This is a genomic window from Neorhizobium sp. AL 9.2.2, assembly GCF_013317225.1.
Lineage (GTDB): Bacteria > Pseudomonadota > Alphaproteobacteria > Rhizobiales > Rhizobiaceae > Neorhizobium > Neorhizobium soli.
The window spans coordinates 856,381-879,050 of the sequence record NZ_JAALXU010000003.1 but is presented as its reverse complement, the minus strand read 5'-3'; the positions used below and the strand labels follow the sequence as shown (position 1 = coordinate 879,050).

Genomic DNA, 22,670 nt, shown 5'->3' with positions numbered 1-22,670 from the left:
TTATAAGTATCGGAAGAGCCGCTTTCAACGCAGCTTCAATAACTTCCCGGTGTTCGGTAACGAATTATGTCACTTTGGCATCGATCGGCGGCTGTAGACAGCAAAACGGGTGGCAAAGCTGTCGCGCTCGCCGGCCGGGACGAAGATCTCCTCGATCTTTTCGTACACGGTTGGATCGATTGCTGGAAACATCGTATCACCGTCTGCAATTTCCGCTTCCACATGGGTCACGTAAAGTCGGTCTGCCAGATCGATTGCTTTCGCGTAGATTTCACCGCCTCCGAGAATGCCGACCTCTCCGGCACCGGTCGCTGCAGCGATCTCCCTCGCCCTAGATATCGCCTGCTCTAGGGACGCCGCCGTCTCCACACCCTCGACCGAGAGATCGCGATTGCGGGTGACCACGACATGCGGGCGGCCGGGCAGCGGCTTGCCGCCAAAGCTGTCGAGCGTCTTTCGCCCCACCACCATCGGCTTGCCGAGCGTCATCGCCTTGAAACGTTTGAGGTCGGTCGACAACCGCCAGGGCATGTCGCCATCTCTGCCGATGACATTGTTGCGCGACACCGCGACGAAGATTGCGACCGGAACCGCCATCAGACTGCAATCGGTGCTTTGATGCTGGGATCAGCGACGTAATTCTCCAGCGCAAAATCCTCAAAGCGGAAGGAGAAGATGTCCTTTACATCAGGATTGATACGCAGTGTCGGCAGCGGCTTCGGCTCGCGCGTCATCTGCAGCTGCGCCTGTTCGAAATGATCCGAATAGATATGCGCGTCGCCAAGCGTATGCACGAAATCGCCAAGCTTCAGCCCGGTCACCTGCGCCACCATCATGGTCAGGAGCGCGTAAGAGGCGATGTTGAACGGAACCCCCAAAAATATGTCCGCCGACCGCTGGTAGAGCTGACACGACAGCCGCCCCTCCGACACGTAGAACTGGAACAGGCAATGGCAGGGCGGCAGCGCCATGTCGTCCACCTGTGCAGGATTCCAGGCTGTGACGATGTGCCGGCGCGAGTTCGGGTTGACCTTCAGGTTCTCGATCAGGTTGGCGATCTGATCCACATGACCGCCATCAGGCGTCGGCCATGAGCGCCACTGATATCCGTAAACCGGACCGAGATCGCCTTTTTCGTCCGCCCATTCATCCCAGATGGAGACACCATTCTCCTTGAGATAGGCAATGTTCGTGTCGCCCTTCAAAAACCACAAGAGCTCATGGATGATCGAGCGCAGATGCAGCTTCTTGGTGGTGAGGACCGGAAAACCCTCGTTCAGATCGAATCGCATCTGATAGCCGAAGACCGAGCGGGTACCGGTCCCGGTGCGGTCGCCGCGGTCGGCGCCAGTCTCCATCACGTGCCGGAGAAGGTCGAGATACTGCTTCATAGGTCTTCCGCCGATTGGTCGAGATCGTCCTACATAATAGCACGAAGCCTACTCACCAATCACCTACCCGTCACCGGCGCGGCTTTTCCAAGCTTTTCACGTTGATGATAGGAATATGACGAGACCTCTTTTCATCCGGTTTGCAAACCCCTATATCACTCGTGCCGGACTTCGGTTCGGATATGGCGATAAACGGTCGATGAAATAAGCCTATTGGACCCGGGGGCGGTACCCGGCGCCTCCACCACAAACCGGTCGGTCAATCTGGACCGGCTTGTGATGGGGGCGAAATAGGATCGACAAGGGTGTAAAGATCGAACTTTTGCTCGGCATGATACCGCCGTTATCGGGTCACAAGTGTAGTTGCAAATGACAACAACGCTAAGGGTTACGCTCTCGCTGCCTAATGGCGGTGCGGGAAACCCGAACTAAGTCCTTACGGTTAGCCCCGTAAGGCGGGGTCCGGAGGCACCTGGCAACAGAAGCCTTCACCTTCGCTCCCCGGTGGAATATCATGACATGACTCGACGCCGAAGCGGACTTCCCCGCGGGCGCGTCTCGTGACATAAGCGGCGTTTGAAGAGCAATAGAAAGACAGGATCGCATGGGGCAGGATCACATCCGCTACGATATTCTGGCACAGGACGCCCTCCGCGGCGTTATCCGCAAGGTTTTGTCCGAGGTCGCGGCAACCGGCAGACTGCCGGGTGACCACCACTTCTTCATCACATTCCTGACCGGCGCACCCGGGGTACGAATCTCTCCGGCGCTGAAGTCGAAATATCCGGAACAGATGACGATCGTCGTCCAGCACCAGTTCTGGGACCTCAAGATCACCGATACGCTTTTTGAAATCGGCCTGTCGTTTAACGATACGCCGGAACGCCTGGTCATCCCGTTCAACACGATCCGCGGCTTCTACGACCCGTCCGTGAATTTCGAACTCGAGTTCGAAGTGCCGATGGTCGAGGAAGGCGAAGTTTCCGCCGAGATCACCGCGATCCCGGTCGATACCACGCCAAAGGTTGTGGATGCGGATGCCGCCACCGGCGAGGACAAGAAGGAAGGCTCCGTCGTCTCCCTCGATTCGTTCCGCAAGAAGCAGTAGGCAGACACGATGTGCGCCGAGATCGTCAACCTTCGGCAGTTTCGCAAAGGCAAGGCGCGTTCGCAAAAGGACGCGGCTGCCGAACAGAACCGCATCAGCTTTGGCCGCACCAAGAGTGAAAAGCAGCTGACGACGGCCCTCAACGAAAAAGCGGGGAAAATCCTCGATCAGGGCAAGCTCGAAAAGCCTTCTCCGGAAACGGACGAACGGCGTTAAGGCTTCGTTAGGCTGACTCATGGCAACGGCTTGACCGTGCGCATGCGACATCCTCAATTGCGCTCCATCAATCACCATGAGGGTGACGGGGCCTACACTTGATCCGAAAACATTCTGCGACCCTGCACGGTCATCGAACGAGTTTTTCGCTGGAAGATGAATTCTGGCATGAACTGAAATCCATTGCGGCCAAACGGGGCATCAGCCTGGCCGCCTTGATCGCCGAGGTCGACGACGGTCGTTCGGAAGACAACAATCTTTCCTCTGCACTCCGCCTGCATGTGCTGCGCTGGTTCAAGACCTCGCTGGCAGACTGTCTTGCCGGGCTGCCAGCCAGGCGCTGACGGTCAGCGTCCTCCCGCCCCCCATTTGCTCTGATCAGCGTGCCGCCGCACTCACGGCTGCACGCCCGGCAAACTTGGGTTTGAGGAGCGACCCGTACCCGAAGGCTGCTCCTGGAAAAGGTCGCCGGCGGGTGGCATCGTGAACGGCGCCGGCGCCGATGGCTGCTGGTTCTGCCTTTGGATTTCCCGTTGCCGCTCCTGCTGGAGCCGGGCTGCTTCAGCGCGCCTTGCTGCCTCCTGCCGTTCGGCTTCCTGGCTTCTGCGTTCTGCCTCCGCCGCCTCCTGGCGTGCCCGCTCCTCGGCCTCTGCCTTGACGCGTGCCGCCTCCCGTTCCACGCCCCGGAACGTGTAGAGCGCGACTTCGCGGCGCAGCCGCTGCTTCTCGAGCACGCTGGCCTGCAGCGTTTCGACGCGGCGGCGTTCCTGTTCGAATGCCCGCAGTGACAGGAAGTTTGCCATTGCGGCCATATCGATCCGCCGGTCCGGCTGCTCGAGCGATCCGGAATAACCGAGCGTGACAGTCGGTTCTCCGCCCGCCACAGCCTCTTCACCCGCATCGTAACGGATCGACAGCCCGGCATCGATGCGGCCATCGACAAAGTCGAGCACGCCCTCAGCCGAGACCTGTGCGGGGCCGGCCGTTGCCGTAAAATTCTGAACCCGTGCCGCGCCGCCGGTAATCGTCATCGGAATGGTGACGGACCCGAGCCGGGTCGTCCCTTTCAGGACCTCAGTTGTCACGATCGGGCGAACCACTGCCTCGTTGACCTCGCCCTGCAGCTTGTCGGCACCGGCAAGTATCGGCGCGAGCGCATCCGGATTGATCCCGGCAATCTCGAAATCCTTGAGGCGCATCTCGCCGGAGCCGCTGACGCCATGCATGAGTTCGTCCATGCTCTTGCCAGTCGCCTCGATGCTGACAGTGCTGTCCAGCTTGCCCGTCGCGACCGGTGTGCCGCCCTTTTGCCAGACGAGCGGCGCGAGGTCGGCGTTTTCGACCTGCAGCTTTGCCTGGACGATACCGGTCGCATCGCCGTTCGACATCATCAGCCGTCCGGACAGCTTTCCGCCCTGCCAGGTTCCGGACGCGTTGTCGATCGTCAGACCACCGGCTTTGCCGTTCACCTTGCCCGAAAAACCGGTGATTGTTCCAAGCGCATCCGCCCGCAGCGTTTTTGCCGACAGATTGATGCCGACATCCGTCGATCCAATCAGCGGCGTGGCGAACGGCGTCTTCGATGGGGCGCCTGTCACGCCATTCTCCATCGGCCCGAATACCGCCTCGCCCATCCAGGCAAGATCGATCGTGTCGACAGACATATCGCCGGTAACAGGCAGGCCGGGAGCGCGGCGATCGGCGGAAAGCGATCCGGCGACAGCGTTTCCGGCAACATCGCCACTGAGGCCAGAGACTTTCACAGTGTCCGCCGAAAGCTCGACATCGGCTGCGAGATCGACAGGCATTCCGCTGCCAAATTGCGGCAGGCTGACACCGGTGACAAGAAGATAGGGCTCAATATCGGCGCTCTTGAGCGACACCCGCGCGCGCCCTTCGCCAAATCCCGCATTCTGGATATTCACGTCGCCGGCCATCAGCAGAGATGTCTTGGGCGTCGTGAAGCTCAGTTCGGTGGTGGCCGCTTGCTGTTCCTTTTGCTGCAAGGTCAGCGCCAACCTTCCCGCGCCGTCACCATCGAAAGGCAAGGGATCGAGACCGGCTTGACCGAGCAGGACCGTCGCCATCGGGTTGGCAAGCGATGCAGACAGCGTCATTGCGTTGCCGGCCGTGAGATCGAAGATGCCGGGCAGCTTCAGATCGGCATCGACCGTGCTGCCATTCGCCTTGCCGCGCAGCTTGATATTGGCACCGCCTAGACCGCTGCCGCCAAGCGAAATATCGGCGATCAGATCTGAACCCGCATACCAGCTGCCGTTGCGGGCCAACCGGTCGAGCAACGGATGATGCGGCAGCCGATCCCGCAGCATGGTGATGAAAGACGTAGGGTCCGGTGAACGGAAACTCACCGACCCGGTCCCGCCGTAGGAAACCAGCGAGCCCTCTACCCTGCCCTTGGCGGACAAGGTGGCGCCCTCGATATCTCCGACAGTCAGCCGCTCCAGCGACAACACGCCCTCGGCCACGCTGAAAGCGGTATCGACCTTGGTTGCAACGACCCCGAGAGCCGTCAGCCGGTCGGCTTTGAGGCTTGCTGCGACCCGGTGATCCAGCACGTCCTGACCGGCATCGTCGCCGGTGACCAGCGAAGCGAGCGCGCGCATCGCGTCGATATCGATCTCGTTGCCGGCAAGCGCCATGGAAAGGCTTGGCGCCTGGCCATTCGGCGACTGGCGCTCCAGCCGACCCTTAAGCGTTGCAGGCCCTATCCCAAGTTCCAGAGCTTCGAACCTCTGAAGTTCCGGCGTGAGGTTCACCTTGGCCGAGAAGCCGGCGTTTTTCAGCTGCCGGATCGCAGGATCAACGCTGCCGGACAGCCAGTCGGCGAGACCTGACGGCTGTGTCGAGGCAACCAGCATGTCGCCGACGAAAGCGGTTCGGTTTGCAAGGTTGAGATTTCCCTTGGCCTCCAGCTGGGTGCGGCCCGGCAGGGTGGCAGTCACGTTGTCGACGGCCCAGCCGCGTCCGGCCGGTCTAACGTCGAGATGGATGTCGCGGATCGTTGTGTCGTTGAAGACGATCGCCGGCAGCTTGAGGTTGACCCGCCCCGGTACCTGCGGGATCGGGATCGATGCCACCATCTGCACGAAGGCATTCAGGCGGCGCTGCGCGGACGCCGCCGGATTGCGACCGGTCTTAGCCTGGGGACCGTCGCTCAGGCGGTTGACGTCGATCTGCTGGCCATCGGCCGTCAGCAGGAATTCCGGCTTCGGCCCGGTATCGAGCGTTGCCTCGCCGGTGACGATGTAAGGGTTTTCCTTCGGACCGACTTCGACCCGGTATTGCGGAATGCGGGCGCGCTCGCCGGTCAGCTCGAAATCGCCCGAGACACGCGGACCGGGCGGCGGCGCCTTGACCGGCTCGGACTCGTCTTCTTCCTGCAGGAAGGCAAGGTTGAACTTGCCGTTGTAGCTGGGCTTGTTGTCCACTGCGGCAAGTTCGCCATCGAAATCGACCACGACCGGATGGGCATCCGGCCAGACGCGAAGCCGCAATGGAATCTGCCGTCCCTCGGCGGCGGCTTCACCGCTTGTCAGGCTGAAGCGGGCCTCCTGGCCATCCAGCACCGCATTGCCCTCGCCCCGCCATGGCCCGGCAAGCGTCCCCGCCGACAGGTCGGTGGACAGTCCGGTCATGTGGCGGACCTGGCCGTTGCGATCGTCGATGATCTCGATTTCGCCACCCATGATATGGACGTCTTCGAGGATGACGCTGCGGGCGGCGATCGTCGGGCGACTGCCGCGCAGCCATTCGAACGTGCCGTCCTTCAGGATGCGGAAGCGAACCTTCGGCTTGTCGATGCGCATATCGAAAATGCGTGCCTCGCCGGAAAGAAACGGCGCGAGTTCCATATCCATCGAGAATTGCGCCACCTGCACGAGCGGCTGGCCATCGACGTCCTGGCCGACGCGGACGTCATGCAGTGTAACCGACGGAAATGGGAGGATCCGCGCATCGACCGAGCCGTGGACGGCGACCTTCTTGCCGAGCAGACGGCTGGCCTGATCCTCGAAAGCGACGCGGAAGCTTGACCAGTCGACAAAGAACGGCACCAGCAGCGCCGCAAACAGCGCCGCCACGACCAATCCGCCCAAAGCCAACATGATGCGTCCGAGCACCGGCCTATCTCCCTGTTTCTACGGCAAGAGTAGTTCCACGCGCCGGACTGGCAAGTCAATCATTGGGGAGTGTTATTCCGCGATGCGGAAGATCTTTCCCGGATTGAAGAGGTTTTGCGGATCAAAGCCTTTCTTGATCGACCGCATCAGCTCGACGGCACCGCCCAGTTCCTCGTCGAGATAGGACATCTTGCCCTGCCCGACGCCGTGTTCGCCGGTGCAGGTTCCGTCCATCGCGAGAGCACGGCGGCTCAGGCGTCCTGTAAACGCCTCGACATTGGCAACGGAAGCCGGATCCTTGTCGTCGAAAAGCACGAGAACATGGAAATTGCCATCGCCCGCATGGCCGACGATCGGCGCCAGAAGCCCCGCGTCGCGAATATCGGCCTGGGTCTCGGCGACGCATTCCGCCAGCCGCGAGATCGGCACGCAGACATCGGTGGAAAGGCCGTTGAGCGACGGATCGAGCGCCCGGCCTGCCCAGTAGGCATTGTGGCGGGCGTTCCACAGCTTCGTGCGTTCCTCGGCATTGGCAGTCCAATGGAACTCGTCGCCGCCGCAGTCGGAGGCAATCTCGGCGAACTGTTCCGACTGGATGCGGACCGTTTTTTCTGTGCCGTGAAATTCGAGAAACAATGTCGGCTTCTCGGGGTAGGATAGGCCCGAATAGGCATTGCAGGCGCGGATCTGCACGTCGTCGAGAAGTTCGATACGGGCAACCGGAATGCCCATCTGAATGGTCATGATGACGGCATCGCAGGCGGCCTCGACGCTTGGGAAGGCGCAGACGCCGCCGCCGATCTTTTCCGGAATGCCCTGAAGCTTCAGCGTCACCGACGTGATCACGCCGAGCGTCCCTTCGGAGCCCACGAAAAGCCTGGTCAGGTCGTAGCCGGCCGAGGATTTGCGGGCGCGACGGGCGGTGCGGATCTCCTCGCCATCAGCGGTCACGACGGTTAGTGCCAGGACATTGTCCTTCATCGTGCCGTAACGCACCGCGTTGGTGCCGGACGCCCTAGTTGACGCCATGCCGCCGATCGTCGCGTTGGCACCGGGATCGATCGGGAAGAACAGGCCGGTATCGCGCAGTTCGCGGTTCAGCTCCTCACGCGTGATCCCTGGCTCCACGGTGACGTCGAGATCTTCAGGGCTGATGCGAAGGACCTTGTTCATGCGGCTGAAATCGATCGAAATGCCGCCGGACGGCGCATTCACCTGACCTTCCAGAGAGGAACCGACGCCGAACGGGATCATCGGAACCCGGTGTTCGCCGCACACCTTCACCAAGGACTTCACGTCGTCGCCCGTCTCGACAAACACGACGCCATCGGGAAGCTGGCCCGGAAGGTAGGTCGTGGTATGGGCATGCTGTTCGCGGAACGACTGGCCGGTCTGGAACCGTTCGCCGAAAGCCTGTTTCAAGATCCCGAGGACCGCGGCAATGCCCTCCTCGTTCCGTTGGCCTGCCTTCACGTCGCGAATTGCCATGCTACGTCTCCTCAAGATGCTACGGCTTGGTTAGGAGACACGGCAAGGTTTGTCCAGAACGAACAACCCCGCATCGGTACGGTGGGCCTATCGCGCGAAGCGGCGAGCACCGGCGACGCAGAGGATGACGGCAAGCGTGACCGCGATCATCATCGGGCTGATGCTTTCGCCCGGAAGCAGGGAGGCAAGCACGAGGCCGAAGAATGGCTGCGTCAGCTGCAGCTGGCCCACCGCAGCAATGCCGCCCTGCGCCAGCCCGCGGTACCAGAAGATGAAACCGATCAGCATGCTGAAGAGTGAGACATAGCCGAGGCCAAGCCATGCCGGCATGCGGATTGCTGAGAAATCCGGCGGCAGCTGCGTAAGCGTGATGACGACCATCACCGGCAGAGATAGAACAAGCGCCCAGCAGATCACCTGCCACCCCCCGAGCGTCCGCGACAGGCGGCCACCTTCCGCATAACCGAGGCCGCAGACGAGAACCGCGGCAAGCATCATGCCGTCGCCATAGGGTGACGCCATCACACCCTGCGACAGCGCAAAACCGGCAACGCAAGCGCTCCCGGCAATCGCGAAGATCCAGAATGCCCGCCTGGGTCTCTCGCCACCGCGCAGAACCGCAAAGCATGCCGTCGCGAGCGGCAACAGAGCGATGAAGACGATGGAATGGGCCGATGTCACGTGCTGGAGTGCCAGCGCAGTGAGAAGCGGAAAACCCACCACGACGCCGAGCGCGATGACCACAAGAGACACGAGGTCGCGGCGCGACGGCCATTTCTCCCGGAAAACAAGGAGAATGCAGAGCGCGAGGATGCCGGCAATCGCGGCACGGGCAACGGTTAGAAAAACCGGATCGAACTGCGTGACGGCAACCCTTGTCGCGGGCAGCGAGCCGCTGAAGATGACCACACCGATCATGCCGTTGATCCAACCTGAAAGAGAACGATCCATAAGCCTGCACACCCTCACCGAAATCCTTCGACGCTTATGCGCGCAAGCCTCTGGCAGAGACAGCTACACTCGGGTACGATTTGACAAAACTGTAATGGTGCATGAGGCAGTACGGATGGACTTGGGGACGCAAGGTGGGCAGAAGGTCGCCATGGTCGTTTCGACCATCCGGCAAAGGATTTCCGGGCGCAGCCTTGTGCCCGGAGCAAAGCTTCCCTCCGTGCGAAGCCTCGCGGCGACGCTGAAAGTGTCCACCTCCACGATCGTCGATGCGTATGACCGGCTGGCGGCAGAGGGCGTGATCACCTCCCGCCCCGGCTCCGGTTTCTACGTTGCCAGCCAGACGGCACCGTTGTCGCTCGCGCAGATCGGTCCGAAGCTCGACCGCGCCGTTGATCCCCTGTGGGTGTCACGGCAATCGCTCGATGTCCGGCGCGATGGCCTCACGCCTGGTTGCGGCTGGCTACCGCCGTCCTGGTTACCGGACGAGACCCTGCGGCGATCGCTTCGCACACTGTCCCGCGGCGATACGGCAGCACTTACGGACTACGGTTCTCCGCTCGGCCTGACACCGCTTCGAAGCCTGATTGCGCGCAGAATGGGAGAGCGCGGCATCGAGGCTTCGCCCGACCAGATCGTGCTGACCGATTCCGGCACCCAGGCGATCGACCTTCTCTGCCGGTTCCTGATCGAGCCCGGAGACACCGTGCTTGTGGACGACCCGTGCTACTTCAATTTCCAGGCGATCCTGCGCGCCCATCGCGCCCGGATCGTCGGCGTGCCCTATACGCCAAGCGGGCCCGATCTCGACGCTTTCGCAAACGTCCTCACTGAGCACCGCCCTCGCCTCTACATCACCAATTCGGCGGTCCACAATCCGACCGGGGCGACGCTTAGTCCCGTCACCGCGCATCGCGTCCTGAAACTAGCCGAACAGTTCGGCCTGACGATCGTCGAGGACGATATCTTTGCGGATTTCGAGCACACGCCGGCACCGAGGCTGGCCGCCTTCGACGGTCTGGACCGGGTCATTCATATCGGCAGCTTTTCAAAAACGCTCTCCGCTTCGGTCCGCTGCGGCTTCATCGCCACCAAGCGGGACTGGATCGAGGGTCTGACCGACCTCAAGATCGCGACCTCGTTCGGCGGGCCATCGCTTGCGTCCGAACTGGTCTACCAGGCGCTGAGCGATGCCAGCTACCGCAAGCATCTGGATACGATCAGGGGGCGGCTCGCCGGCGCAAGGGTCGAGGTATCGGGACGGCTGAAGGCGATCGGCATCGTGCCGTGGATCGAGCCGCAGGCAGGCATGTTTCTGTGGTGCAGGCTGCCCGATGGTCTCGATTCCGCCGACGTCGCACGGGCGGCACTGAAGAACAACATCGTGCTCGCCCCGGGCAATGTCTTCAGCCCGTCGCAATCAGCGACGAGTTCCATGCGCTTCAACGTGTCGCAATCGCTCGATGGCCGGATCTACGACGTCCTGAAGCAGATTTTCGCCGACATGCGGAACCCCGAAACCGTTGCCTGAAGGCAAGCCCTTACTCGGCTGCCATCAGCTGCTGCTCTTTCGTATCGTTGGCGCGTCCCTTGCGGGCGCTTTCCAGCTCGTCCTGCAGCCGCTGTTCCTCGTGCACCTGTGGCTTGGAGAAGCGGGCGATCAACAAGTATGCGACGGGGGTGATGTAGAGCGTCACCATGGTTGCCATGCCGAGGCCACCGACGATCACCCAGCCGAGCGCGATACGGGCTTCGGCACCGGCGCCCTTGGCAAGAACCAGAGGCACGCCGCCGATCACGGTCGCGATCATCGTCATCATCACCGGTCGAAGACGGATCGCGCACGCCCGTTCGATCGCCTCGCGGCAAGACGCGCCCTCGTTGCGCAGATGGTTGGCGAACTCGACAATCAGAATGCCGTTTTTCGCCATGACCCCGACAAGCAGCACAAGCCCGATCTGGCTGTAGACGTTGAGACTGGAGCCAGTCAGAACCAAGGCGAAGGCAGCACACGCTAGTCCCAGCGGCACCGTGGACATGATGATGATCGAAGACAGAACGCTTTCGAACTGCGCCGCAAGCACCAGGAAGATGATGGCGATGGCAAAGCCGAATGTCAGCGCCATGCCGCTCGAGTTTTCCTTGAGTGTCGCAGCCTCTGCCAACGGTATCAGACGTGATCCAGCTGGCAGGAGCGGCTGCGCGAGCTCGGTCGCCGCCTGGACCGCTTGACCGAGCGAGACACCGTCCTTGAGGCTTGCCGAGAAGGAGACTGCCGCAAGCCGTTGTTCTCGGTTGAGCCTCGGCGCCACGGCCCGTTCCTCGAGCGTCGCGACGGTGGAGAGCGGCACCATGCGGCCATCCTTGGCCTTCAGAAAAATGTTCTCGAGATCCGTCGGGTCATCGATCGGACGCGTCGTCGATGTCAGCTTGACCGGTGTCGCCTCGCCGTCGACAAACACGTCCACCACAGATCGGCCTTCGAGAAGAGACTGCAGCGACGTGCCGAGATTCGTGATGTCGATTCCGAGATCCGATGCCCGCTCACGGTTCACCGACACGAAGATCTGGGCCTGTGTCGGCTCGTTGTTGAGACGCGGCGTATCGAACATTCCGCTCGCGCGCAGCTGGTCTACCAGTTTCAGCGCGGCGGCCGTCAGCTGCTCATGGTTGGTGCCAACCATCGCCATCTGCAAGCCGTTGCCGGCGCCGCGGATACGCAGACTGTTCTGCTGCGTCGCAAAGGCGCGAAGCGACGGCACGGTCGCGGTGGCCGCGTTGATATCTCGGACGATATCGGCCTGGCTACGCTCTCGCTCGGACCACGGTGCAAGGGTCAGAACCATGAAGCCGTTATTGGTGGCGCCACCCTGTCCCGAGATCGAATAGATGTTCTGGATCTCGCCGGACGCCACCAGCGGCTGCAGTTTTTCTTCGATCTGCTGCAGCTTGTCGCGCATATATTGCAGGCTGATGCCTTCGGGCGCCGTCGCCCGCAGCATGACCATGGCCCGGTCTTCCGGCGGGGTGAGTTCGCTCTTGACCGTCTTGAAGGCCATATAGCCGGCACCGCCGAACAGCAGCGCAAAGACGATGACGATCGCCGGCGCGCCAAGGCAGGCATGCAGTGTCACCCGGTAGAAATTGGCAAACAGCGTTCCGAACCGGCCAAGCAGGCCGTCGTTCTTTTCCTGTATCGGGTTTGTCAGCATGCGCGAGGCAAGCATCGGGCAAAGCGTCAGCGCCGTGACCGAAGACAGCGCGACGGCAAACGCCAGAACGAACCCGAACTCGCGGAACAGGCCGCCCATCTGGCCAGGGAGAAAGGACAGCGGAATGAACACGGCGGCAAGCGTTGCGGTCGTCGCCAGCACCGCGAAGAAAACCTCCTGGGTGCCGATCACGGCGGCCGCGCGCGGACCCATGCCTTCCGATCGTCGTCGCACGATGTTTTCGAGAACGACGATCGCGTCATCCACCACAAGGCCGGTCGCGAGCACGATCGCCAGCAGCGTCAGGATGTTGATCGAAAACCCGACGGCATAGATTGCGACCAGCGTACCGATCAGCGCCACCGGCATGGTCAGCGCCGGGATCAGCGTCGCCTTCCAGTCGCGCAGGAAGAGATAGATGACCGCAATGACGATTGTGCCCGACAGCGCCAGCGCGATCTCGACCTCGTGCAGCGCGCCTTCGATGAAGACCGCATCGTCACTGGTGATGGCAATGCGCGTGCCCTCGGGCAACGTCTTCTGGAGATCGGCGACGGCGGCCCGCACACCTTCCGAAATGCTGAGCGTGTTCGATTGCGCCTGGCGCAGCACGCCGAGACCGACGCCCGGAACGCCGTTCGATCGCAGCGCAGTCGTGCCGTCGTCCGGCCCAAGCATCACTGTCGCCACATCGCGCAGCCGGACATTGTTGCCCAGCATGACGTTTTCGAAGTCTTCGGGCTTGGTCAGGCTCGCCGTCGCGCGCACGACAATGTCCTGCGTCGAGGATTCCAGCGAACCGGCGGGCACGTCGAGCGCAGCCGTCGATAGCGCCTCGGAGAGATCTGCAATCGTCAGCCCACGACTGGCAAGCGCCGTCTGGTTCACGTCGACGCGGAAGACCTTTTCCTGATCGCCGTAGAGTTCCACGTCAGCGACGCCGTCAACCGACGCAAGCCGGTTGGACACCTCGTTATCGACGAGAAGCGTTAGGTCTTCCATGGAGAGCGTGTTCGAGGTGACCGCAAGCCGCATGATCGGCTGACTGTCGGAATCGGCCTTGATGATGCGCGGCTCGTCCACGTCGTCAGGCAACTGGCCGGTGACACGACCAAGCGCATCGCGCACATCGTTGGCGGCCACCGCAAGATCGGCAGTGTCGTTGAATTCCAGCGTGACACGGCTCTGGCCGAACTGCGATTCCGATGAAACGGCCTTGAGGCCGGCGACCCGGGCAACCGCGCCCTCGATGATATCGGTCACTTCCTGGTCCATGGTCTGGGCAGAAGCGCCGTCATAGGTGGTGCGGATGGTGATGACCGGCTGGTCCACATCCGGCAACTCGCGCACCTCGACGCCGGCAAGAGCGGCAAGGCCTGCGACGACAAGAAGCGTGTTGAGAACCGCGGCAAGGACCGGCCGCCGCACAAAGAGCGCGGTAAAGCTGTTCTGCTTTCCGGAAGACTGGCCGGACGACCCGTTGTTATTGGCGTTACCGCTGTGGCTGCTGCTCATCGGCTGGCGACCTCCGGCGGCTTTTCACCGGCAATGCGGACGGCACCATTTTCCCGGACCCGTTGCAACCCTTCGGTTGCCACGACATCGCCATCCTTCAGATTGGCCGAGACGAGGATCGCATCGGGATTGCGCTGGATCACCCTCACCCGCTCCTTGACCGATTTGTGATCGACGATATGCCAGACGAACGAGCCTTTCGCATCCCACTGGACTGCAAGCGGATCGACGCTTGGAAAGGTCTCGCCCGGAAACCGCATCGTCACGCCGAAAGACATGCCGGCGCGGAGTTCGTCATCAACATTGGGAATTCTGGCACGAATGCGGATCGTACGGCTTGCCGGATCGACCCTGTTGTCGACGGCCTCGACCGAACCCTCGAAGGTGCGGCCTGGACGCGAGACGGAGGCGGCCTCGACCGGCATGCCAGGCTTGACCTGAACCGCGAAACGCTCCGGCGCCCAGAAATCCACCAGCAGCTCGGTACGGTTGTCGATCGTCACGATATTGCTCGCGGTCGTGACGTTGTCACCGATATTGACCGCGACGATGCCGACGATCCCGTCGATCGGCGCAACGACCGAGCGACGCTTCAGCGCCAGTTCGGCGTTGGTGACCGTCAGCTGCGCCGTTTCGGACGCAATCTGCGCGTCGAGCACGTCGAGACGGGAGAAGCTCTTGAGGTTCCGGTAAGTATCGGATTTCTCGCGGGCACTGCGCAACACCACCTGCGCCTGATCGCGCAGGATGATCTGCTCGTCGTCATCGAGCTGCGCAAGACTCTGGCCCTTTTTGACCATGTCGCCGGATTTGACGAGGATCTCGTTTACGGTGCCCGTCGCCTGCGGCATCACGATAACCGACTGGATCGCCTCGCCGTCACCGATCGCCGACAGTCTGTCGTTGACCACACCGGTTCCGACGGGTCTGGTTGCAACCAACACCACCTGGCTCTCACCGCCGCCCCGCTGCCCGCCGCGCGATGACGAAGCCGGTGCGCCCGCAACCGTTGCGGCCGCCGGCTCGGCGACATCAGGATTGATGGAAGTCACCATGCCTGCGGGAACGCCCATCGAAATCAGTGACCGCCCGGCATCTGCCGACAGGTAGACCCAGAGACAGAGCCCTCCGAGCAGTACCGCAACCGACATCAGAAGCTGGTTCCAGATCCGCATTCATTCCTCGCAAGTCTATCGATAAGTGGTGCAAGTATCCCCGTTTCGCGCCCAACTGGCAAGGTCGAGGAACCTACCTTACTGTTTTGTAACATCACGCGATTTCACGGATGTGTCAGAGCTTCAACGACACCAATCCGAACGATTCCTAGGGGAAACATAGGAATGAAAAGAGAACATCGGCTGGTCTTTCGAGCCCGAATCACTACATTGGCCGGATGAGTAACAGTTACGACGACATCCCTTTCTTCGATGAGGAGCCGGAGCCCGCCCCCCGCAAGGCGCGAGGCGAAGACCAATCGGACCAGCGCCCGGTGCCAGCATCGGCTGGTAACCATGGTTCGGCTGCCGTTCCTGCTGGTGGTGCCGGCGGCGCCTCCGGTGGTCTGGGGATTGCAGCGCGGGCCATGGCGGCGCGCGGTGGCAACCGGCCGCCGCCCGACTATATGACCGGCCTCAACCCGGAACAGCGCGAAGCGGTCGAGACCTTGGATGGCCCCGTTCTGGTGCTCGCCGGCGCTGGAACCGGCAAGACGCGCGTGCTCACCACCCGTATCGCTCACCTGCTGGAGACCGGCCGCGCCTATCCGAGCCAGATTCTCGCCGTGACCTTTACCAACAAGGCGGCGCGCGAGATGAAGGAGCGCATCGGCGTTCTCGTCGGCGGCGCCGTCGAAGGCATGCCGTGGCTCGGCACGTTTCACTCGATCGGCGTCAAGCTGTTGCGGCGCCATTCGGAGCTGGTCGGCCTGCGATCCGATTTCACCATCTTAGACACCGACGACGTCGTGCGCCTGATCAAGCAGCTCATCCAGGCCGAGGGTCTCGATGACAAGCGCTGGCCGGCCAAGCAGTTCGCCGGCATGATCGATGGCTGGAAGAACAAGGGCCTGTTGCCGCCCGACATTCCGGAAGGCGACGCCCGGGCCTTTGCCAACGGCAAGGGCCGCGAACTCTATGCCGCCTATCAGGCCCGCCTGCGCACGCTCAACGCCTGCGATTTCGGCGACCTTCTGCTGCACCCGATCGCCCTGTTCCGCAAGGCACCGGATCTGCTCAAGGAGTATCACCAGCGGTTCCGCTATATCCTCGTCGACGAGTATCAGGACACCAATACGGCCCAGTATATGTGGCTGCGTCTCCTCGCTCAGCGCCCGAAGGATGTGCCGCAAAACGTCTGCTGCGTCGGCGACGACGACCAGTCGATCTATGGTTGGCGCGGCGCCGAAGTGGAAAACATCCTTCGCTTCGACAAGGATTTTCCGGGCGCCAAGGTCATCAAGCTTGAGCGCAACTACCGCTCGACAGAACATATCCTCGGCGCTGCCGGCCATCTGATCGCCCATAACGAAGGACGCCTCGGCAAGACGCTGTTTACCGACCGGGTCGATCCCGAGGACGAAAAGGTGATCGTCCACGCCGCCTGGGATAGCGAAGAGGAAGCCCGTGCCGTCGGTGAGGAGATCGAGCGGCTGCAGCGCGGCGATGGTCGCAGCGATTCCAAGAAACACGCGCTGAACGACATGGCGATCCTGGTGCGCGCCTCGTTCCAGATGCGCGAGTTCGAAGACCGGTTCGTGACGCTCGGTCTCAACTACCGCGTCATCGGCGGCCCGCGCTTTTACGAGCGGCTCGAGATCCGCGATGCGATGGCCTATTTCCGCATGGTCTGCCAGCCGGCTGACGACCTGGCCTTCGAGCGCATCGTCAACACGCCGAAGCGCGGCCTCGGCGACACCACGATCCGCTACCTGCATGACAGCGCCCGCGCCCGCGATGTGCCCATGCTTCAGGCCGCAAGCGAAATGATCGAGACCGACGAGCTGAAGCCGAAGGCCCGCAAGGCCCTGTTCGACGTCGTGCAGAATTTCCGCAACTGGCAGGCACGTCTCGAAACCGTGCCGCATACGGAACTGGCCGAGCAGATCCTCGAAGAGTCGGGCTATACCGACATGTGGAAGAACGACAAGACCGCCGAAGCGCCGGGGCGGCTGGAAAACCTCAAGGAACTGATCCGCTCGATGGAGCAGTTCGAGAGCATGCGCGGCTTCCTCGAACACGTCTCTCTCGTCATGGATGCCGAGACCAACGAAAACCTCGACGCCGTGTCCATCATGACGCTACACTCGGCCAAGGGGCTGGAATTCGAGACCGTTTTCCTGCCCGGCTGGGAAGAAGGCCTGTTCCCGCATCAGCGCGCGCTGGATGAAGGCGGCCGCTCGGGACTGGAAGAAGAACGTCGCCTCGCCTATGTCGGCATCACCCGCGCAAAACGCCGCTGCCACATCTGGTTCGTCTCCAACCGGCGCATCCACGGCCTGTGGCAATCGACCATGCCCTCGCGCTTTCTCGATGAGCTGCCGCCGAGCCACGTCGATGTGGCGTCATCGGAATCCTCGAGCTTCGGCGGCTATGGCGGCCGCGGCGGCTACGGCCAGTCGCGCTTCGACAAGGCGGATGCCTTCGCCGGCAACTCCTATGCGACGCCCGGCTGGAAACGCGCCCAGGCCAACAAGACAGATGCCACCCGCGACAACTGGGGCAGCCGCTCAGGCCACGCCGTGGAACGCATCGGCTACGGCGAAAGCGGCCCCCGCGGCCGCACGATCGACGGCGAGCTGGTCGCCAAGTCGACAACCGACACGCCCTCGAAATTCACCACCGGCGACCGGGTCTTCCACATCAAATTCGGCAACGGCAATGTCACCGCGATCGAAGGCAACAAGCTGACGATCGAGTTCGACAAGGCAGGGCAAAAGCGGGTGCTGGACGGGTTCGTGGAGAAGGCGGGCTGACGAGACGTCTACTCACTCGCAAACGAGGGTCGTGACCATGATGAGGGCTTTAGAATTCGATGAATGACATCTCCCTCAGCAACAGCGACGTCGTCGAACTCACCGCATGGCGCCGCCGGCTTCATACCATGCCTGATGTCTCCGGTGAGGAAGCGGGGACGGCGCGCGAGGTGGTGCGGTTCCTGTCGGAGACCGGTCCGGACGAGATCGTCGAAGGTCTGGGCGGCACCGGCGTCGCGGTCGTCTACGACAGTGGCGTGCCCGGAATGACGGTGATGCTTCGGGCGGAGCTCGATGCTCTTCCGATCGAGGAGTTGGGCGATCCCGAGTACAAGTCGAAGGTATCGGGAAAGAGCCATATGTGCGGGCATGACGGGCATATGGCAACGCTTGCGGCTGTCGGCCGTGCGCTCGGACGTCGACGTCCCGCCAAGGGTCGTGTCGTTCTCCTGTTCCAGCCGGCGGAGGAGAACGGCGCCGGGGCGGCAGCGGTCCTTGCCGACGACAAGTTTCGGCACCTGACGCCCGATATCAGCCTGTCGCTGCACAATATGCCGGGCATCCCGCTCGGCCACGTCCATCTGAAGGACGGGCCGACCAATTGCGCATCGCGCGGCATGAAGATCATCCTGACCGGCAAGACTGCCCACGCGGCATGGCCAGAGACCGGGATCTCGCCGGTTTCGGCCGTGGCCAGGCTGCTGCCTGCCCTGGGCGGCATTTCGGCCGGTTCTGTTGAGCATGATGATCTCGTGCGAGCGACGGTGACCCACGTGACGATCGGTGAACCCGCCGCCGGCATTTCGCCGGCGCATGGGGAGATCTGGGTGACGCTGCGCACGTCGACGGATGATCAGATGTCGGCGCTTGTCGAACAGGCGGAGACAATGGCGAGAGAGGCGGCTGCGGCGGATGGACTGGCCCTGACCGTTTCCTATCAGGATGTGTTCGGCCACTGCATCAATGACCCAACCGCTGCCGACATCCTGAGGGCCGCGATGGATGCCGAGGGTGTGCCGCATGAAGCGGGGCAAGCCTATCGCGCTTCGGAGGATTTCGGCCGATTCGCTACGGTCTCGAAATCGGCCATGCTGTTTCTCGGCGCCGGTGAAAACCACCCTGCCCTGCACAACCCGACTTACGACTATCCGGATGATCTGATCGCGACCGGTGCCCGCATCTTCTTGGCCGCAACGCGCCAAGTGCTGGGCTGACAACGAAAAACGGAGCCTAAAGGCTCCGTTTGTTTTGAGTTTGATCAGGCGTCCTTGTTGCCGAACAGCTTTGCCATGATGCCGCCGCCGCTTGGGCCGGCGCCGGGGCGCTTGCCATCCCACTTCGGTACGATGATCATGTGCGTGATCTCGCCGCGCTGGAAGGCCTTCAGGAACTTGTCGTAGTCGGCGAAGGCCACGCAACCGTGGCTGTCGCCGCGAACGCGAAGCAGGAAGCTGTGGGCGAGAAGACCCGTGCGGCCCTGCGGCGCCTTGCCGTCGGTCGGTGTCAGGCGGATTGCCGCAACGCCGTGGAACAGCGATTCGCGCATCGAAAGCTTGTAGGTGCCCGGAGGTGTCGGGCCGCGCATCTTCACATGCGTGAACTTCGGGTTGTCGCGCATGCTGCCGATGCCGGAATGGGCTTCGAGCTTGCTGCCATTCGGCATGATGACCACGCCGTTGGTGATGTCGTAGATCGCAACCTTGGTCCCGATACCAGGCCACTTCGGCGAACCCTGCGACGGCGCGAGAGGCTCTTCGCGCATCGGGTTGTTCGGCTTGGCAAAGGCAAGCACGGTTGGCTTGTCGTTATCGTTGTCGCCACGGCCAGGCTTTTGCGGTGCGACGGCTGCGATTGCGGCAAGTGCATTCGGCTTTTCAGGCTTGACGGAAGCGACGGCCATGGAAGCGCTGGTGGTGGCCGCACCGGGACGCAGGACCGGCAGTGGTCCGGCTTTCGGCAGCGCCTGGGCGAGAGATGTCGGCGCAGGTGAAGGCAGCGGCGTCGCCTGTTCGGCAATCGCCACCGTATCCTCCGACATGCTTTCCGGCAGATCGCTTTCGAGCGACGCCAGTTCCACCGGCTTCATCGTGTTGAGTTCCGCCACCTCTGTCGCCGGCTGAACTTCCTGGAGAATGTCGGGCATTGCGCCCAGAGCTTCGCTACCGCGTGGCGCTACGACCACAAGACTTTCCATGGCAGAACCGAGGGCGGACTTGATCTGGTCGGAGCCGGGCCGAAGCTTGCCAAGGGCCGCAAACTGCTGTTCGGTTTCGGCGTGACGGGCAGCCTTTGCCATCGCGAGATGCATCGACTGACGAACGCTTGCGTCATCCGGACGCTGGGAAGAGAGAGCAGCAAGCTGCGCTCCTTCCAGACGACCGCGCTTCGGCTCGGCCGGCGCGCTGCCTGGAAGGCGGGAGAATTTCGAAATATCGAGATTGCGGTCCGCAGTGCGCGCCGATGCAGCCGCGAGATGCTCGCGCGCCGTTGGTGGCGCAAGCAGGGCCGTTTCGAACCTGATGCTGGGGGCAGACTTGACCGAGGTCGCGACCGTGACCATCGAGGCGCCAACCAGCGCCGCCACGGTAAAGCCGACGCCAAGCGCCATATTCGTCATGAGTGAGCGGGACTTCTTGCGGCGCGCCTGCGCCGAGGATGCTTTCGATGCCGCTTTGCGACCGTTCTGCTTCGAAGCTTTTGATTCCAACTGACGCGCCATTACTCGTTACCCGAACCGTTACTCACACCGGCAAGGCCTGCTTTCGCAGTCTTGCCCGCAAGATCAAAGCGGACTGAGAAAGCAGACAGGATCTGCTCATCGCCGCCAATCGACTGCATATGAGAATGAACGATTATGGTAACCAATGTCTTTACGCCGCCCCGATTTGGTTTCGGTGGTGCACTTAAAAGCGCATACCGCCGGAAGTTAAGCAGAAATGCGGCAAAGGGGTGTTCGACCCTGCCCGCAAGTCCGGTGTCTAGCTCGTCGACTGTTGCTGTTTAGCGACAAAAGTTAACAAACTCAAGGCTTACACCGGTTTTTAACTGGTGCGACATTTGAGGTACGAAATCGCACCCGCAATTTTGAGGGGGTAAGATGCGGCAAGCCAGAACCGAAGTGTGGCGACACTCTGTCTGAACCCACATGCGAAAATGGGCGCCTCTGTGGAGGCGCCCATGGATCGTGGAGTTTTGAAGGGATGCGGTGAACGGCTCAACCGTCGGCCCGGCGAATGGACCGACCTTCCATGAAGAAGAAGGGCCGCAGTTTTACACCCAGCACATTTCCGGCAAACGCCGCGACTGCCCAGAGATAACCATGCAGGCTGCCGGACGCGATGCCGGAGAAATAGGCTCCGATATTGCAGCCATAGGCGATTCGCGCACCGTAGCCGAGCAGCAGACCGCCGACGACGGCCGCAAGGATCGAACGCAGCGGAATGTCGAGGCTGGGAGCAAACTTTCCGGCCAGCGCCGCCGCCAGCATGGCGCCCGCGATGAGGCCGAAATCCATGACGGATGTGACATCGGCAAACACGCTTCCGGCCAGAGCCTTGGCATTCCCCGGCTGCTGCCAGTAGGCCCAGGCTGTCGGATCAAAGCCGATCGCCTGCGCGCCCTTCGCACCCCAGAGCGCGAAGGCGGACGTGATCCCCCAGGGACGGCCGGCGATTGCGAGCGTCGCGAAATTGAGGATGACGAGTGCAATCGCGCCAGCCACCAGCGGCCACGGACCACGCAGATAGCGGGCAAGACCATGCCGTGGCGAAGGTGGTGCCTGTTCAAGTGCGCCGTTGCGCCGCTTCTCGACGACCACAGTGATCGCGGCGATCGCCGCAAAGATGGCAAGCGATACCGCAATGCCGCCAAATGCACCGAAGGTCTGGAACAGAGACGTCGGCGGCAGCGAAGGAAGACTGACCCACCAGTCGAAGTGGATGGTGGCGAGAACCGAACCGACGATGAAGAAGAACAGGGTCACCAGCATGCGCGCATTGCCACCACCGGCGGTAAACAGCGTGCCGGATGCACAACCGCCGCCAAGCTGCATCCCGATGCCGAACATGAAGGCGCCGACGATCACGCCGATACCGGCCGGCGAAATATTGCCACGCACCTCGGTGCCGAACAGCACGCCGTTGGATAGAGCCGGGAAAAACAGGATGACGGCAAGCGCCAGAAGAATCATCTGAACGCGAAGACCCCGGCCCCGGCCCTCCGCAATGAAGACACGCCAGGCAGACGTGAACCCGAAGGCCGCGTGATAGAGCGCGATGCCAAGCCCGCCTCCGATGAGGAAGAGCGCACCTTGGGCTGGACCATAAGCGAGGCCGAGCGCAACGGTGCCGACAACAAGCACGATGAGAGCGCCGAGACCGGGAAAACCGATCGGCGGCAGGCCTTCAGCCCGCGTTTCTAGCGAAGACGACAGTGACATGGGAGGAACTCCGTGAAGATGACCTCTAGATAGGGTCGTGGTCCGCATCCGACGAGGAATCACGTTTCAACATTGGGCTCGAAACCGGATTGAGATTTCAGATCGGTCAGCAAAAGCGATCGAGATATCTTTCGAAATCGCAGAAAACGCGGAGATCAGATGACCGCAGAACCTGCCACCAAGGCCGACCGTTTCGTCTCAAGTGATTTGGAGCGACGATCGTGTTGCGCAGAAGAGGCTTG

15 protein-coding genes and 1 other RNA gene are annotated in these 22,670 nt (G+C 62.1%); 7 read left to right on the top strand and 9 right to left on the bottom strand.

The annotated features are described in order from the left end of the window. Positions 1 to 69: 69 nt before the first annotated feature. Positions 70 to 597: a dihydrofolate reductase gene (locus tag G6K99_RS10885; protein WP_174196537.1), complete on the bottom strand. Its 528-nt coding sequence runs from the start codon at positions 595 to 597 to the stop codon at positions 70 to 72. Further along, positions 597 to 1,391 (bottom strand): thymidylate synthase, encoded by a 795-nt coding sequence (locus G6K99_RS10880; RefSeq protein ID WP_062456273.1) that lies wholly within the window; start codon positions 1,389 to 1,391, stop codon positions 597 to 599. The genes G6K99_RS10885 and G6K99_RS10880 overlap by 1 nt, the downstream gene beginning before the upstream one ends. Before the next feature lie 124 nt (positions 1,392 to 1,515). Here G6K99_RS10880 and ssrA point away from each other — a divergent pair. The 4 genes from ssrA to G6K99_RS10860 all read left to right on the top strand — a co-directional run bounded on the left by ssrA (position 1,516) and on the right by G6K99_RS10860 (position 3,059). Further along, positions 1,516 to 1,884: a transfer-messenger RNA gene (ssrA, locus tag G6K99_RS10875) on the top strand. A gap of 111 nt (positions 1,885 to 1,995) precedes the next feature. Further along, entirely contained in the window at positions 1,996 to 2,499 is a 504-nt protein-coding gene (locus G6K99_RS10870) for an SspB family protein (protein WP_062456270.1), read from the top strand. Between the two features lie 9 nt (positions 2,500 to 2,508). Then, positions 2,509 to 2,715 carry a DUF4169 family protein gene (locus tag G6K99_RS10865; RefSeq protein WP_174196536.1) on the top strand — a complete coding sequence of 69 codons (207 nt, stop codon included), beginning with the start codon at positions 2,509 to 2,511 and terminating at the stop codon, positions 2,713 to 2,715. A 98-nt stretch (positions 2,716 to 2,813) separates the two neighbouring features. Beyond that, the gene (locus tag G6K99_RS10860; protein WP_062456265.1) at positions 2,814 to 3,059 is read left to right on the top strand and encodes a ribbon-helix-helix domain-containing protein; all 246 of its coding nucleotides are present in this window, start codon (positions 2,814 to 2,816) and stop codon (positions 3,057 to 3,059) included. Between the two features lie 51 nt (positions 3,060 to 3,110). Here G6K99_RS10860 and G6K99_RS10855 read toward each other — a convergent pair whose 3' ends face one another. The 3 genes from G6K99_RS10855 to G6K99_RS10845 all read right to left on the bottom strand — a co-directional run bounded on the left by G6K99_RS10855 (position 3,111) and on the right by G6K99_RS10845 (position 9,293). Beyond that, entirely contained in the window at positions 3,111 to 6,839 is a 3,729-nt protein-coding gene (locus G6K99_RS10855) for an AsmA-like C-terminal region-containing protein (RefSeq protein ID WP_180215514.1), read from the bottom strand. Between the two features lie 87 nt (positions 6,840 to 6,926). Further along, the gene (locus G6K99_RS10850) at positions 6,927 to 8,342 is read right to left on the bottom strand and encodes an FAD-binding oxidoreductase (RefSeq protein WP_174196534.1); all 1,416 of its coding nucleotides are present in this window, start codon (positions 8,340 to 8,342) and stop codon (positions 6,927 to 6,929) included. Between the two features lie 87 nt (positions 8,343 to 8,429). Then, positions 8,430 to 9,293 (bottom strand): DMT family transporter, encoded by an 864-nt coding sequence (locus tag G6K99_RS10845; RefSeq protein ID WP_174196533.1) that lies wholly within the window; start codon positions 9,291 to 9,293, stop codon positions 8,430 to 8,432. Between the two features lie 94 nt (positions 9,294 to 9,387). Here G6K99_RS10845 and G6K99_RS10840 point away from each other — a divergent pair, with 94 nt between their 5' ends. Beyond that, the gene (locus tag G6K99_RS10840) at positions 9,388 to 10,824 is read left to right on the top strand and encodes a PLP-dependent aminotransferase family protein (RefSeq protein WP_174196532.1); all 1,437 of its coding nucleotides are present in this window, start codon (positions 9,388 to 9,390) and stop codon (positions 10,822 to 10,824) included. Positions 10,825 to 10,834: 10 nt separating this feature from the next. Here G6K99_RS10840 and G6K99_RS10835 read toward each other — a convergent pair whose 3' ends face one another. Together G6K99_RS10835 and G6K99_RS10830 are read right to left on the bottom strand one after the other, a co-directional pair. Further along, positions 10,835 to 14,020, bottom strand: coding sequence for an efflux RND transporter permease subunit (locus tag G6K99_RS10835; RefSeq protein ID WP_174196531.1), 3,186 nt, complete (start codon positions 14,018 to 14,020; stop codon positions 10,835 to 10,837). Then, on the bottom strand, positions 14,017 to 15,195 hold the full coding sequence (locus tag G6K99_RS10830) for an efflux RND transporter periplasmic adaptor subunit (RefSeq protein ID WP_174196530.1): 1,179 nt from the start codon (positions 15,193 to 15,195) through the stop codon (positions 14,017 to 14,019). The genes G6K99_RS10835 and G6K99_RS10830 overlap by 4 nt, the downstream gene beginning before the upstream one ends. Before the next feature lie 218 nt (positions 15,196 to 15,413). Here G6K99_RS10830 and G6K99_RS10825 point away from each other — a divergent pair, with 218 nt between their 5' ends. Beyond that, entirely contained in the window at positions 15,414 to 17,990 is a 2,577-nt protein-coding gene (locus G6K99_RS10825; protein ID WP_174196529.1) for an ATP-dependent helicase, read from the top strand. Between the two features lie 68 nt (positions 17,991 to 18,058). Then, positions 18,059 to 19,204: an amidohydrolase gene (locus G6K99_RS10820; protein WP_174196821.1), complete on the top strand. Its 1,146-nt coding sequence runs from the start codon at positions 18,059 to 18,061 to the stop codon at positions 19,202 to 19,204. Between the two features lie 44 nt (positions 19,205 to 19,248). Here the strand turns inward: G6K99_RS10820 and G6K99_RS10815 are convergent, their stop codons facing one another. Both G6K99_RS10815 and G6K99_RS10810 read right to left on the bottom strand, forming a co-directional pair. Next, a complete protein-coding gene (locus tag G6K99_RS10815) occupies positions 19,249 to 20,697 on the bottom strand; it encodes a DUF2778 domain-containing protein (RefSeq protein ID WP_174196528.1) in 1,449 nt (482 codons plus the stop codon). A 507-nt stretch (positions 20,698 to 21,204) separates the two neighbouring features. Then, the gene (locus G6K99_RS10810; protein WP_062581070.1) at positions 21,205 to 22,428 is read right to left on the bottom strand and encodes a YeeE/YedE family protein; all 1,224 of its coding nucleotides are present in this window, start codon (positions 22,426 to 22,428) and stop codon (positions 21,205 to 21,207) included. Positions 22,429 to 22,670: the final 242 nt, after the last annotated feature.

What these genes read in the sequence shown, in the direction of transcription:
- G6K99_RS10825 (WP_174196529.1), top strand. Translation starts at nt 15,414, where the DNA reads ATGAGTAACAGTTACGACGACATCCCTTTCTTCGATGAGGAGCCGGAG.
- G6K99_RS10835 (WP_174196531.1), bottom strand. Translation starts at nt 14,020, where the DNA reads ATGAGCAGCAGCCACAGCGGTAACGCCAATAACAACGGGTCGTCCGGC.
- G6K99_RS10850 (WP_174196534.1), bottom strand. Translation starts at nt 8,342, where the DNA reads ATGGCAATTCGCGACGTGAAGGCAGGCCAACGGAACGAGGAGGGCATT.
- G6K99_RS10870 (WP_062456270.1), top strand. Translation starts at nt 1,996, where the DNA reads ATGGGGCAGGATCACATCCGCTACGATATTCTGGCACAGGACGCCCTC.
- G6K99_RS10840 (WP_174196532.1), top strand. Translation starts at nt 9,388, where the DNA reads ATGGTGCATGAGGCAGTACGGATGGACTTGGGGACGCAAGGTGGGCAG.
- G6K99_RS10845 (WP_174196533.1), bottom strand. Translation starts at nt 9,293, where the DNA reads ATGGATCGTTCTCTTTCAGGTTGGATCAACGGCATGATCGGTGTGGTC.
- G6K99_RS10855 (WP_180215514.1), bottom strand. Translation starts at nt 6,839, where the DNA reads ATGTTGGCTTTGGGCGGATTGGTCGTGGCGGCGCTGTTTGCGGCGCTG.
- G6K99_RS10865 (WP_174196536.1), top strand. Translation starts at nt 2,509, where the DNA reads ATGTGCGCCGAGATCGTCAACCTTCGGCAGTTTCGCAAAGGCAAGGCG.
- G6K99_RS10880 (WP_062456273.1), bottom strand. Translation starts at nt 1,391, where the DNA reads ATGAAGCAGTATCTCGACCTTCTCCGGCACGTGATGGAGACTGGCGCC.
- G6K99_RS10810 (WP_062581070.1), bottom strand. Translation starts at nt 22,428, where the DNA reads ATGTCACTGTCGTCTTCGCTAGAAACGCGGGCTGAAGGCCTGCCGCCG.
- G6K99_RS10830 (WP_174196530.1), bottom strand. Translation starts at nt 15,195, where the DNA reads ATGCGGATCTGGAACCAGCTTCTGATGTCGGTTGCGGTACTGCTCGGA.
- G6K99_RS10885 (WP_174196537.1), bottom strand. Translation starts at nt 597, where the DNA reads ATGGCGGTTCCGGTCGCAATCTTCGTCGCGGTGTCGCGCAACAATGTC.